The organism is Mycobacterium sp. DL, from assembly GCF_039729195.1.
GTDB lineage: Bacteria > Actinomycetota > Actinomycetes > Mycobacteriales > Mycobacteriaceae > Mycobacterium > Mycobacterium hippocampi_A.
The window spans coordinates 1,525,779-1,538,226 of record NZ_CP155796.1; the positions used below are offsets into that span (position 1 = coordinate 1,525,779).

Annotated in this window: 13 protein-coding genes; 11 read left to right on the forward strand and 2 right to left on the reverse strand. The window is 67.0% G+C overall.

Going from position 1 to position 12,448, the window contains the following annotated elements; translation table 11 throughout:
* Window positions 1-317 precede the first annotated feature (317 nt).
* The 5 genes from ABDC78_RS07435 to ABDC78_RS07455 all read left to right on the forward strand — a co-directional run bounded on the left by ABDC78_RS07435 (window position 318) and on the right by ABDC78_RS07455 (window position 5,665).
* Complete coding sequence (locus ABDC78_RS07435) at window positions 318-1,217, forward strand: glycosyltransferase family 2 protein (RefSeq protein ID WP_178360965.1); 900 nt, start codon at window positions 318-320, stop codon at window positions 1,215-1,217.
* A 95-nt stretch (window positions 1,218-1,312) separates the two neighbouring features.
* Window positions 1,313-2,140, forward strand: coding sequence for a glycosyltransferase (locus ABDC78_RS07440; RefSeq protein WP_347133361.1), 828 nt, complete (start codon window positions 1,313-1,315; stop codon window positions 2,138-2,140).
* On the forward strand, window positions 2,137-3,099 hold the full coding sequence (locus ABDC78_RS07445; protein ID WP_178360964.1) for a glycosyltransferase family 2 protein: 963 nt from the start codon (window positions 2,137-2,139) through the stop codon (window positions 3,097-3,099). The genes ABDC78_RS07440 and ABDC78_RS07445 overlap by 4 nt, the downstream gene beginning before the upstream one ends.
* Window positions 3,096-4,352 (forward strand): glycosyltransferase family 2 protein, encoded by a 1,257-nt coding sequence (locus ABDC78_RS07450; protein ID WP_178360963.1) that lies wholly within the window; start codon window positions 3,096-3,098, stop codon window positions 4,350-4,352. The genes ABDC78_RS07445 and ABDC78_RS07450 overlap by 4 nt, the downstream gene beginning before the upstream one ends.
* Window positions 4,349-5,665: a lipopolysaccharide biosynthesis protein gene (locus tag ABDC78_RS07455; RefSeq protein WP_178360962.1), complete on the forward strand. Its 1,317-nt coding sequence runs from the start codon at window positions 4,349-4,351 to the stop codon at window positions 5,663-5,665. The genes ABDC78_RS07450 and ABDC78_RS07455 overlap by 4 nt, the downstream gene beginning before the upstream one ends.
* Here ABDC78_RS07455 and ABDC78_RS07460 read toward each other — a convergent pair.
* Complete coding sequence (locus tag ABDC78_RS07460; protein ID WP_347133362.1) at window positions 5,662-6,432, reverse strand: glycoside hydrolase family 16 protein; 771 nt, start codon at window positions 6,430-6,432, stop codon at window positions 5,662-5,664. The two genes, ABDC78_RS07455 and ABDC78_RS07460, sit on opposite strands and share 4 nt — an antisense overlap.
* A gap of 946 nt (window positions 6,433-7,378) precedes the next feature.
* Here ABDC78_RS07460 and ABDC78_RS07465 point away from each other — a divergent pair.
* The 6 genes from ABDC78_RS07465 (at window position 7,379) to ABDC78_RS07490 (ending at window position 11,733) form a co-directional block, all read left to right on the forward strand.
* Window positions 7,379-9,532 carry a hypothetical protein gene (locus tag ABDC78_RS07465; protein WP_178360960.1) on the forward strand — a complete coding sequence of 718 codons (2,154 nt, stop codon included), beginning with the start codon at window positions 7,379-7,381 and terminating at the stop codon, window positions 9,530-9,532.
* A complete protein-coding gene (locus ABDC78_RS07470) occupies window positions 9,529-9,729 on the forward strand; it encodes a hypothetical protein (RefSeq protein ID WP_178360959.1) in 201 nt (66 codons plus the stop codon). The genes ABDC78_RS07465 and ABDC78_RS07470 overlap by 4 nt, the downstream gene beginning before the upstream one ends.
* A complete protein-coding gene (locus ABDC78_RS07475; RefSeq protein ID WP_178360958.1) occupies window positions 9,726-10,232 on the forward strand; it encodes a hypothetical protein in 507 nt (168 codons plus the stop codon). The genes ABDC78_RS07470 and ABDC78_RS07475 overlap by 4 nt, the downstream gene beginning before the upstream one ends.
* A gap of 239 nt (window positions 10,233-10,471) precedes the next feature.
* Window positions 10,472-10,990: a PH domain-containing protein gene (locus tag ABDC78_RS07480; protein WP_178360957.1), complete on the forward strand. Its 519-nt coding sequence runs from the start codon at window positions 10,472-10,474 to the stop codon at window positions 10,988-10,990.
* A gap of 72 nt (window positions 10,991-11,062) precedes the next feature.
* Entirely contained in the window at window positions 11,063-11,305 is a 243-nt protein-coding gene (locus tag ABDC78_RS07485) for a CopG family transcriptional regulator (RefSeq protein ID WP_178360956.1), read from the forward strand.
* Window positions 11,302-11,733, forward strand: a complete 432-nt coding sequence (locus ABDC78_RS07490) for a TA system VapC family ribonuclease toxin (RefSeq protein WP_178360955.1) — start codon at window positions 11,302-11,304, stop codon at window positions 11,731-11,733. Before ABDC78_RS07485 ends, ABDC78_RS07490 begins: the two co-directional genes overlap by 4 nt.
* A gap of 29 nt (window positions 11,734-11,762) precedes the next feature.
* On the opposite strand, the gene ABDC78_RS07495 is transcribed toward ABDC78_RS07490, so the two are convergent.
* Window positions 11,763-12,440 carry a GtrA family protein gene (locus tag ABDC78_RS07495; protein WP_178360954.1) on the reverse strand — a complete coding sequence of 226 codons (678 nt, stop codon included), beginning with the start codon at window positions 12,438-12,440 and terminating at the stop codon, window positions 11,763-11,765.
* Window positions 12,441-12,448: the final 8 nt, after the last annotated feature.

Consider the following 12,448-nt stretch of genomic DNA (forward strand, 5'->3'; position numbering starts at 1 on the left):
CAGTAGGCTAAATCTTACGAAGTGGTTATAACTGCATCCGAACTGCACAGTTAGACATTTACATGTCGGAGCAGAGCAATTTTGGCAATCTATCTAGGTGACCTGAGTGTGATCTGTGTCATGACTTGCGTTCCCGGGGTGCCGATCGACGTGAGGACGTGCTAAGAATTAGCTGCGCCATCAACCAGCGAACTCAAAAGCCGAACCGTCGCGGGTTGGTCGAAGGTCAAGAAGCGGCCGCGCGCACCGTGATGGCCGCTGAACCGACCGAGCATCCGAACGCCAGACGTCCTGATAACTCGATGGAAGAGCCCGCAATGACAGTCCCCGTCAGCATTCGCGACGTGGTGCCCCCTCACCTGCCCCGCCCCACGATCTCGGTGATCATCCCCGCGCTCAACGAGGCGCGGAACCTTCCGCACGTCGCCGCGCGGATCCCCGCCGACATCGACGAGATCGTCTTCGTCGACGGTGGCTCTCACGACGACACGGTCGCCGTGGCCAGGGAACTGTGGCCCGACGGGGTGCATCTGCGCCAGACCCGCAAAGGCAAGGGCAACGCGCTGAACTGTGGCTTCGCCGCCGCCTCGGGCGACATCATCGTGATGATCGACGCCGACGGCAGCACCGACCCGGCCGAGATCCCGCGATTTGTCGCCGCACTGGTCGCCGGCGCCGACTTCGCCAAAGGCTCGCGCTTCATCTCCGGCGGCGGCAGTGACGACATCACCCGGATCCGCCGCGCCGGCAACTGGGGCCTCAACGCGTTGGTCAACGTGCTGTTCACCACCAGGTACACCGACCTGTGCTACGGCTACAACGCGTTCTGGCGGCACTGCCTGGACCCGATCAACCTGCCCGACATCGCCACCACCGAACCGCAGTGGGGTGACGGATTCGAGATCGAGACGCTGATCAACGTCCGCGTCGCCGCCCACGGCATGAAGATCGCCGAGGTGCACAGCTACGAGGCCAACCGTATCCACGGGGAGAGCAACCTCAACGCCGTGAGCGACGGTCTGCGGGTGCTGCGCACCATCCGCCGCGAGTTCTTCGCTCTGCGTGTCAGATTCACCCGGCCCAGCGCCCCGATGCCCGACGTCGACGTGGTCTCCAACGTGGTTCCACTCAGCGCGTTGCGTCGGCTTCGGTCGCGGCGCCGACTCGCGGTCCACGAGGTGTCCTTCGAGCGGATCGCCGAGGAGCGCGCGTTGTGACCGTCGTGGCTCAGTCCCGACGGGGGGGACATGCCTCGCGACGTCAACAGTCGTCAGAGTCGGGAGAACAGCCATGGCCGACGGTGTCGCTGTGCGTGCCCGCCTACCAAGCCGAGCGTCACCTGCGCAGCACCCTCGAGAGCCTGCTGGCGCAGAACTACGACGCCGTCGAGATCGTCGTCGTCGACAATCACAGCTCAGATCAGACCGCAGACATCCTTGAGAACTTGGACGACAGTCGGATTCGGGTCATCCGAAACGACACGACGCTGTCGATGGTGGAGAACTTCAACCTGGCCGTCAGCCTCTGTGGGGGCGAGTACGTCAAACTCGTGTGCGCCGACGACATCCTCCATCCCGAGTGCATCGGCGTGCAGGCCGCGATCCTCGAGGCTCACCCCAACGTCTCGCTGGTCGGCGTCCAGACCGATTTCGTCGACGACGAGACCACCCTGTTGCGATCCGCCCGTGGGCTGCGCGGCATCGCGCGTCGGCAGCGCGCCGAGCGGGTGGTCCGGCAGATCGTGCGCAGTGGGACCAACCCGATTGGACCGCCGGTGGCCGCGATGTTCCGCCGCGCAGACTTCGTGCGGTGCGGCGGATTTCGCGACGACCTGTTGTTCGTCAGCGACACCGACCTGTGGGTGCGACTGCTGCAGCACGGCGAGTTCTACGGTGTGCCGTGGACGCTCGCGTCCTTCCGCATCGGCAGCGACACCGCCTCGGCGGCGACTGCGGCCCGCTCTCAGCTTTCCCAGCAGAGAGCCCTCGTCCGCGCGTTGAGCGAAGACCGCCGGTGGGGCGTCACCCGTACCGATCGGATGATCGGCCGCGTCAACGCCTTCGACAAGCAACTGCGACGCATCGTGCTGTTCGAGATCAGCAAGCGGCGCGACGCCCGCCGACGGCGCGGTGCGGCGTGACCGCCGCCGCCCCCACCACCCAGGTGGCGCTGTCGGTTGTCATCTGCGCCTACACCACCCGCCGCTGGGACGACGTCTGCGCAGCCGTCGAATCGGTTCTGACACAGGATGTGTCGTCCGCGTTCGAGGTGATCCTGGTGATCGACCACAACAACAACCTGTACGACATGGCGTTCCAGCGGTTCGGCGGCCGGATCACCATCGTGCGCAACACCGAGACCCAGGGGCTCTCCGGAGCGCGTAACACCGGGGTGTCCGTCGCACGCGGCGACGTCGTCGGATTCCTCGACGACGACGCCACCGCCGACCCCGACTGGGCAGCCACCCTGCTCAACCACTACCGCGACGACACCGTCGCCTGCGTCGGCGGCCACGCTGCACCCGTCTGGCCCAGCGGAACCCGGCCCTCCTGGATGCCCCGCGAGTTCGACTGGGTCGTCGGCTGCAGCTACACCGGCCAACCCACCACCGTCGCGGCAGTGCGCAACCCGATCGGCTGCAACATGTCGCTGCGCCGCTCGATCGTCGACGCCGTCGGCGGATTCCGCTCCGAGGTGGGCCGCGTCGGCACCACCCCGGTGGGTGGCGAGGAAACCGAACTCTGCATCCGCATCGGCGCCCACGACAGCACACATCGCATCCTGCTCGACCCGCAGATGTCTGTGCGCCATCGTGTTTCGCCGGACCGCGTTGCGCTGCGGTACTTCACCCGCCGGTGTTACCACGAAGGGCTGTCCAAAGCCGTCGTCGCGTCGCTCGGTGGCGGACACACCGCACTGAGCAGCGAGAGCGCCTACGTCCGCGATGTCCTGCCCCGCGCGGTCCTGCGCGAACTCGCCTCGATGAACACCGCCGGATGGTCTCGGGCCGGCGTCATCGTTCTCGGCCTGTGTGTCACCACCGCCGGTTACTTGGTTGCCAAGGTCAGCCGCCGAATCGCCAGAGGAGCCTTTCGATGATCAGCACACCGCTGCGTCTGGAGTTGTCGCCCGTGTTGACACCCCCGGCACACACCACCTGGCCCGGTTCGGTGTGGATCGGCGAGGTGTGGCGTGACCGCGTCGAGGCGCTGCACCACGACAGCGAGACCACCGGACAGCCGGTGTGCTGCCGACTGAACAACGCCGACGGGTACGGCCGCGCGCGACTGCTGGTGCGCTCCCCGGGGCGGATCCACGGCTTCATCGACCTCGAGATCAGCAACGGCGAACTGGATTTCGCCGACCTCGCACAGCACGTCGCCCGCGCCGTGGACGCCGGCTCGGCTGAGGACAGCGCACGCCGATCCCGGACGGTGACCGTGGTGATCTGCACCCGGGACCGCCCGCAACTGCTCGCCACCGCATTGGACGCCGTTCTCGCCCTGGACTATCCCGACTTCGACGTGGTCGTCGTCGACAATGCGTCGGCCACCTCCGAGACCCGCGACCACGTGCAGGGACACGCCGATCCGCGGGTCCGGTTGGTGTGCGAGCCGAACCCCGGCGTCGCCCGGGCCCGCAACACCGGTCTGCGCGCAGCCACCGGCGACATCGTCGCGTTCGTCGACGACGATGCCGTGGTCGACCGCTACTGGCTGACCGCGCTGATGGCCGGATTCGACCGCGCCGGATCGGTCGGGTGTGTGTCCGGGCTGGTGCCTGCCGGCGAGATCCGCACCCCGGCGCAGGCCGAGTTCGAACGACGGGTGAACTGGTCGACCGCGTCTGCTGCCCGGGTGTTCGACTGGAACTCCCCGCCCCAGGACGTCCCGCTCTTCCCGTTCGCAGTGGGGGAGTACGGCACCGGAGCCAACTTCGCGCTCGACCGCGAGACCGCGCTGCAGCTCGGCGGATTCGACCCGCACCTCGGCGCTGGGGCACCCACCTGTGGTGGTGAGGACCTCGACATCTTCTTCCGCGTGCTGAGGTCGGGCCACCAACTCGTCCTGGAACCGGCCGCGGTCGCGTGGCACCGGCACCGCGACAGCGACGCGTCACTCGAGGACCAGATGCGCGGCTACGGAATGGGACTCGGCGCGTGGCTGGCGAAGATCGCCGGCAACCCCGCCACCGCGGCGCTGGCCGCCAAGGTCGTCGTCACCCGCGGACCGGCCCTGCGCCGGCACCTGGGCACCGAGTCGCACGCCATCGCACCGACCATGATGATGCGCGGCGCGTGGGAGTACGGCCGCGCCCGGCTGCGCACCCGCCGCGAACTCGCCCGCACATGACGCTGCTCAACCGGAGGGCGTCGGCTGGCGATGACGCGCCCGCGCAGCGCAACCTGCGGATCAACACGTTCTCGCTGATAGCGTCCAACCTGCTGACCGGGCTTCTCGGACTGGTGTTCTGGGCCGCCGCCGCGCGGCTGTACCCGACCGAAGCGGTCGGTGTCGGCGCCGCGGTGATCTCCTCGGCGATGATGCTGGCGATCCTGGCGATGCTGAGCATCGACACCCTCTACGAACGGTTCCTGCCCGTCGCCGGATACCGCGCCGGGCCGCTGCTGGCGCTCGGATTCCTGGTGGTGACGGTGGTGTCGGTGCTCGCCGGGATCGGGCTGGTGCTGTTCGGCCCGCGCGACGCGATGTTCGAATCCGGTTGGCAACTGGCCAGTTACCCGCTGTTGGTGTTGGTGCTGGCGCTCTACACCGTGCTCGACCGCACCACCGCGGGTCTCGGGGTGGCCCGCTGGGCGGCGATGAAGAACTCCGTGCACTCGGTCGCCAAACTTGTTGTCCTGCTGCTGTTCGCCTGGACCGCTAGCGCGGAATCGATCGTGCTCGCCTGGGTCGGCACCGCCGCGGTGGCCGTGGTGGTCCTGGTCATGGCGATCCGGCGCCGACTCCGGACCGACCCGCAGTTCCTGGTACCGCCGGCGCTGCCGAGCAAGCCGGAGATCTGGCGGTACTTCGGATCGTCGTTCGGCCTCACCGCCACCTGGATCATCGGACCGCTGGTGGTTCCACTCATCGTGCTCAGCCAGTTCGGCGCGGTCGCCAACGCACACTTCGCGGTGACCTGGGCGATCGTCAACGCGTTCTACACCACCGTGCACCTGATCCTGAGCCCGTATGTCTCCGAGGTCGCCGCGCACCCCGACAAGGTCGCCTCACTGACCCGGCGGATGGTCGCAACCATGGTGGGCGTCAACGTCATCGGCGGCCTCGGCCTGGTCGCCGTCGGCCCGTTCGTGCTCGGCCTCGTCGGCGGGGACTACCGCGTCGAAGGCCAGAGCCTGCTGTATCTCGCGGCGCTGTTCGTTCCGCTGTCCGCCGTCACCGGCGTCTACGAGGGCTTCGCGCGGGTGCGCCGCAAGCTCGGCGTGGTGATGGCCGTGCGCTTCGCCGGCACCGTGATGATCATCGGCGGCTCGGTGGTCGCCACGTCGATGTACGGCGTCACCGGCATCGGCTGGGCCTACCTGGTGGCCGAGGGGTTGTGCGCCTTGGTGCTCGTGGTGCCCGTCATCCGGTGGATCCGGCGCGTCAAGGCCGACCCGGCCTGGCTCACGCCGCAGCCCTCAGCCCAACCCGTGAGCTAGAGCGAATACTGACGCACCCAGTCGAACTGGGTCTGACCACCGGCCGACGTGTCGCCGCCGAAGTTGTCGAGTTGCAGGGCCAGGTGCATCGTCCGCGGCGGCAGCGCGGCCTGATTGCGCGTCTCCCACCACGGGTTGCCGTCGAGGAAGTACGTGATGGACTCGGGAGTCCACTCCACCGCCCAGCTGTGCCACTGCGCGGCGTCGGTGGCCACACTGCCCTGCTCGAGATTGTTCTCGGGGCCGTAGTGCAGAAAGCCCTCGACGTGTCGGCGCGCCGGGTCGGAGATCTCCATGAAGTCGATCTCACCGCCGATCGGCCAGTCCTCGGCACTCGGCCAGAGCAGCGCCACCGAGTGGTACGTCTCCGCCGACGGCAGCGAGCGCGCGCAGATCTCCCAACGGCCGTGCAGCTGACCGGGATTCCACGACATGCCACCCGAGTTCCCGTGGGCGTCGCCGGTGATGGTCAGGGTGCCGTCGGCGACCGAGACCGCCAGCGGAGTGCGCCAGCCGTTGCCGTTGTGGCCCGGGCCGTCATAGATCGACCACCCGTTCAACGAGGCCGGGCTGTTGAAGCCGTCCTCCCGGTTGGGGTTGCCCCAGTTGAACGCCTGAGCGGCGGTGTTGGCGCAGTTGGCGTCCTGCGCGGTCGCCGACGGGAGCACGGTGTTGGCCACCAGGATTCCGGAGCTCACCACTGCGGCCGCGGTGGCGACGAGGAACGCGGTCTTGTACGGCGTCTTGGCACGCCTGGCTCTAGACACGCGTTGCCCCTCTCGTCGTCGCCGGAATTGCATTCCAGCAGCCGAAGTTCGAGTGAAGACCTGCTGGAATGCAATTCCGGCGGGGGAGGGTTCGGCGGGGGTGGGTCCGGTGCTCAGCGACCGAGGAGTCGAGCGGCCAACCGGTCCACACGGGCGCGGAGCCCGCTGCCGCCCGGCTGGAACCGGGGGCACTCACACGCACCACAATCCGTTCCGGCGCGGTAATGATCGTGCGTCGAACGGTCGTGGCCGCACCGACATTGAGCGCCTTCCATCGGATAGAAGATACGCCGTCCCCTCCGCCCGCCCAGCAAATCTGGTGAACGTTTCGTGTCGGACGTTCCACGGGTCCGTCACACTGCTCCGTCCGCGACCACACCGGCCTTTCGCCAGAGTCCGCGGGGATGACGACAGAGCGACGTCGGTTTGTAGATTTGGCAAACGCCAACGACTTCCTGGACACCATCACCTCACTGAATTTGTCCTCAGGCTACAGGTAGTCGCACGGGGCGTGGCACCGACGACGCCCCGGGTCGTGCGCATCAACCGGGTGCAGCGGATCGATACCCCCGATGGCGAAGGTCGTTTGCGCGTTGCATGACATCAAAAAAGAGTTGTTTATGTCTCATTTACTGCCGAGAACTCGACCCGAGCGTGCAGTTATGGCAAAGTCCAGTAAGCCGGTTTTCAGCTGCCGGACCACGGTATGGGGGTTCGCCGGAGGGCCTGGCCGACGTCGGGTACCACGAAGCGCAGGAGGGGTCAGTGAGCGTGTGTTCGTCAGACGCCGCATCCGCGCGCTGGTCGCTTCGGCTATGTGCAGATCTTTCCCGGACGGGCGCGGGACCGTTGGCCAACGGGGTTGCTGCACCGCATTCCTGTCAGCGGGTGGCCTGATCACGTGGTGCATCGCCTTGACCTCCCCACCCGCGGATCGAGCCGCGCGGTGAGCGAACCCGCCGTCCAGAGCGGCACCGTCGCCGTCGATTCCACCGCCCCGACGCGGCCGGTGCTCGTCGCGTCGGCCGTGCTGATCGGCGTCTCGCTGCTGCTGATGACGCTGTCATCGTTCGGAGCCGCCGACGTCCTACCCAGCGGGGTACGCACCCTGCTCGTCTGCCTCGTCGCAGTGACGATGCCCGGCCTGCCCGTCGCGGCGCTGTTGCGTCTCCCGCTCAACGGTGTCTACGGCAGCGTCACCGTTGCGACATCGGTCGCCACCAACATTCTTCTGGCCCAACTGAACATCGTCACCGGGTTGCAGCAGTACCACCTGACCCAAGCGGTGATTCTGGCCCTGTCCGGCGCCGCGGCGGTGGCACTGGCTCGACGGCCCGCCCCCGCGGACGGCGCCCCGGTCAGGTCTGTGGTGTCCACGGTGATCGAGGGCATCAGCCGACGCAGATTCGCCGTGGCCGTGCTGGCCGCGGCCGCCGTGTTGTTCGCCTCGGCGGTGCTGCGGCTGAACCCCGGCGCCGCAGGGCGATTCGGTCTCGTCGAGATCCTCGGCGTCGACTACTTCGTAGGCCTGGCTCTCATCACGCTGCTGCTGGCTCTTGAATACCGCCGCGCCGCGTTCGACCCCGCGATGACCGCGGCCACCACCATCGCCCTGATGGCGTACCTGACGATGCCGGTCGCGTGGTCCACCGGCAGTGCGCCGTTCCCTACCGCGTTCGCGCACCGCTTCATCATCAACTGGATCGCCGACATCGGTGCCCTGCCGGCAGCCGTCGACGCCCGGATGAGCTGGGCGGGCTTCTTCTCCGCCACCGCGCACCTGATGCAGATCGCCGGGCTGACCGACAGCGAGGTCTTCCTGACCAGTGCCTCGCTGGTGTTCAGCATCCTGATGATCTATCCCGTCTACGCCATCGGGATGGCCCTGACCGAGAACCAGCGGGTGGCATGGCTCGGCGTGACCGTCTACGTGCTGTTCAACTGGTACCAGCAGGACTACTTCGCGCCGCAGGCCGTGGCACTGCAGTTCTACGCGACGATCGTGGCGGTGCTGCTGTGGCAACTGCGCCGATCCGAGGTGCCCGTCCTCGACGGCTGGGCGACCTGGCGGCGGATCCCGGGCCGGGTGCCCGGCCGGGACGGCCGCTGGACCATGGCGGTCGAGGCGCTACTGCTGATGATCATTGCGGCCCTTGTGGTTTCGCACCAGCTGACCCCGCTGGTGGCCATCGTGATGCTCGCACTGTTCTCGGTGCTGGGCCTGACCCGCTACAAACTGCTGTGGCTGGCGTCGATCGTGCTGTTCATCGCGTGGTTCCACTACGGCGCCTACGGCTACTGGCACGGCCACCTGCTCGACGTGCTGTCCGACATCGGCGGCGTCGACGGCAACCTCACCTCCGGAGTCGCGGACCGCATCACCGGCGACCCGGTCTACGGCCGCATGCAGTACCTGCGCATGGGCGCCTCGATACTGCTGTTCTTCATCGCGCTGTTCGGCTGTTTCCGGTTGCGCCGCAGCACATTCGGACTGATCGGCGCCGGTCTGGTTCTCGCCCCGTTCAGCCTGGTGCTGATGCAGAGCTACGGCGGTGAGGTGGTGATCCGCTGCTTCCTCTACGCCTCACCGGTGATGGCACCGCTGGCGGCGATGGTGGTGCTGCCGCTGCTCAAACGCGACTGGCGGGCCGGTGCGACCCTGACGTTCCTCGTGTTCTTCACGCTGGCGGTGGTGCTGACCACCAACCGCGGTCTCAACACCAGCTTCGAGCAGACACCACCTGAAACCCTGTCGATCTCCAAGCAGATCCAACAACTCGCCGACCCGACCGACATCGCCTACTGGGGGCAGGGATCGGCGTTCAACGTGCCGCTCGTCTTCGACGTCGAGGACAGCTGCTACGCCACGCCGACGGAGTTGGCCGACTGCACCGTCGCGAAGAACCCCGCCTACCTCGTCGACACCGCAGCAGACGAGATGTACATGCAGTTCCGGTATGGCCTCAGCGCGCCGGAGATCGACGAACTCGTCACCATCCTCACCACCGAAAAGGGATACGCGGTCATGTACGACGGAGACGACGTCACCGTGCTGCGGCGCGGCGATGCGCCCGTGCTGTCGCTCGAGGGCGTCCGATGATCGGGGTGGTGCTGCTGATCGCCGCCGCGGCGTCCTATCTGCTGGCCGGGTACTGGCGCGAACAGACCGTCGACAGCAAGGGAGTTCGGAGCCCGGACCGGCGGACGTCGCTGCTGATGCTCAGCACGATCTGCCTGACGATCGCCGCGGTGCTGGTGTCGGCCGTCGAGATGGTCGTGCTGGTGGTGCCGTCGTGACCACGTATCTGGAGCGGTCGTCGACGTCGGTGACCGACGACACGCCCGCACCGCGGCGGGTGCCGTTGTGGGTCGTCGTGTCGACCGGGGTGGTGACCGTGCTGCTCGTCGGTCTGGGGGTCGGCGACGTCGTGATGCGGCTGTCGGGCCTCAGCGGCCGGCTGGCGGCGGTGACCACCGAGACGACCATGGCGTCATCGCCCGCCGCGGCGCCCGAGGCGCCGGCTGAGGCGCCGGCCGTCGTCGCGGTCCCCGAGTTCTCCGTGATCGCCACGCCTTGTGCGCCGCTGAGCACCGACGGCGTCACCGCGGATGGATCGGTGGCCTACTGCGTGCCACTGCAATCCACCGACACCTATCTGTGGTCACTGATCCCCGGCGAGCTCGTGTCGTCGTCGCCCGACCCCGCGCTGGCGATCTGCATGGAGCAGACCCTGCGGTCCGCGGCGGACTGCGGCGAGTACCTGGCTCGTCCGAGCAACCCCGGCGACGGCGGGCGCTAAAAGCAGGTTTCGGCGTCGGGGGTGGACGTACCGCTACGCCCCTCGCGTCCACATCGACACCAGGGCTGTTCAGTAGGAGCTTCCTGGACTTACTGGCAGCCCTGACGTCGATCTCGCGTGGAGCAGGCCAATCAGCCCACTGCCGCCCATAAGGGAGGATTTCGACCTCGACTGACCTTGTGCTGGGAGGTTTGGCTTTGGGGCCGCATCCGCCGCCCACAGCTGAGTAAAGTGCTGCCGTGGGCTATCCAGAGAACGTGCTGGCCAAGGACGAACACGTAGTCCTGCATCGCCACCCGCACTGGGGGCGACTGATGATCCCCGCCCTGGTGCTGATCCTCACGACAGCCGCCGCCGCGTTCGTCGCCGGCTACGTCAACACGCTGCAATGGGAAGCCAACGCCAAGAACATCGTCTTCCTCGTCATCGGCGCGATCTGGCTCATCCTCGTCGGCTGGCTCACCGTGTGGCCGTTCCTGAACTGGTGGACGACACACTTCGTCATCACCGACCGTCGAGTGATGTTCCGCCACGGTCTGATCACCCGGCAGGGAATCGACATCCCGCTGGCACGGATCAACAGCGTGGAGTTCCGGCACGGCCTCATCGACCGGATGCTGCGCACCGGCACGCTGATCATCGAATCAGCGTCGCAGGACCCGCTCGAGTTCCAGGACATCCCGCAAGTGGAACGTGTCCACTCGCTGCTCTATCACGAAGTCTTCGACACCCTGGGGTCCGAGGAATCGCCCAGCTGACGTCGCGACCGTCGGCGTGACTGCCGCGACTTGTTCGTCGGAGCATGCATCTGATGCATTAGCATCAGATGCATGCGCACCACATTGTCCATCGATGAAGATGTCCTGCTTGCGGTCAAGGAACGCGCCCGCCGGGAGAAGCGCACCGTCGGCGATGTGCTGTCCGATCTGGCCCGACAAGCGCTGACCCAACAACCGACGGCCGGGCCGCGGACAACTTCGAAGAGCGTGTACGGCTTTGAGCCCTTCGAGCATCGCGGACCCGCTGTGTCCAATGCGCTCGTCGATCGACTGCGCGACGAAGACGCAGTGTGACCCGCGCCCTTCTGGACGTCAACGTACTGATCGCGTTGCTGGACAGCGACCACGTCGACCACGAGCGCGTACGTCAGTGGATAGCTGCCGAGATCCACGCTGGCTGGGCGTCCTGCGCCATCACCCAGAACGGCTTCGTTCGCATCGTCAGCCAGCCTCGATACCCCAGCCCCGTGCCGCCCGCCCAGGCGATCAGCACGTTGGCGCGCGCCGCAGCGACCGAGCATCACGAGTACTGGCCGTGCTCGGTCAGTCTCCTGGACGAAGACCTCATCGATCACACGCGTCTGCACGGCCACCGCCAGGTCACCGACGCATATCTCCTTGCCCTCGCCACCGCGAATGGCGGACGTTTCGTGACTCTCGACCAGTCGATCTCCTTGGACGCTGTCCGACACGCCAGCCCGGACCACCTGGTCGTGATCTGAGCCCATCATCGCCCGGCCCGCCGGTCGGCTCAGGACGTCTTCGACACCCTGGGGTCCGAGGAATCGCCGAGCTGACGTCGGGACCGTCGGCGTGACTGCCGCATCGGGGTGACGGTGCCCTGGTCGTCGTCGTGCTGGTGGCGAGCTTCGTAGCCGTCTTCGTACGCCTCGGCGAAGCCGCCGCCGGTGAGCGTGGACTCCAGAGCCTTCTCCGGGTTGCGCGCGAACTCGTCGGGGAACACGAAGCGGCGGAACGCCCAGAAGCGGAACGCCATCTGCAGCAGGTTGCCCACGATGTAGGCAGAGAGGAAGTCCGCGATGTTCTCGGTCGCCAGCGACACCATCGGCACCCGCAGCATCAGCACATAGCTGGAGATCCACAGCGGAGCCATGCTCAGCAGCACGCCCACTCCACTGACTCCGAAGAACAGCAGGGCCTCGTGATGGCGCTCCCGGCCGCCCCGGTCGCGGAAGCTCCATTCCCGGTTGAGGATGTAGGACGCGATGACCGCGACGATGCCTGCGATGATCTTGGCCGTCACCGGCTTGGGCTCGAGGATCGTCAGCTTGAGCGTGAAGAAGATCGTGGCGTCGATGACGAACGTGGTGGCACCGACGATGGCAAATTTGATCAGCTCGTGGTGCTGTTCGGCGTAGGGACGGATCGGCCCCGGAAGGCGCTTGATCGTCGCATCGGCAAAAGACACAAGGTCAA

Excerpts from the sequence above, each read along its gene's own strand:
- ABDC78_RS07435 (WP_178360965.1), top strand. The coding sequence starts at position 318 with ATGACAGTCCCCGTCAGCATTCGCGACGTGGTGCCCCCTCACCTGCCC.
- ABDC78_RS07450 (WP_178360963.1), top strand. The coding sequence starts at position 3,096 with ATGATCAGCACACCGCTGCGTCTGGAGTTGTCGCCCGTGTTGACACCC.
- ABDC78_RS07455 (WP_178360962.1), top strand. The coding sequence starts at position 4,349 with ATGACGCTGCTCAACCGGAGGGCGTCGGCTGGCGATGACGCGCCCGCG.
- ABDC78_RS07470 (WP_178360959.1), top strand. The coding sequence starts at position 9,529 with ATGATCGGGGTGGTGCTGCTGATCGCCGCCGCGGCGTCCTATCTGCTG.
- ABDC78_RS07485 (WP_178360956.1), top strand. The coding sequence starts at position 11,063 with ATGCGCACCACATTGTCCATCGATGAAGATGTCCTGCTTGCGGTCAAG.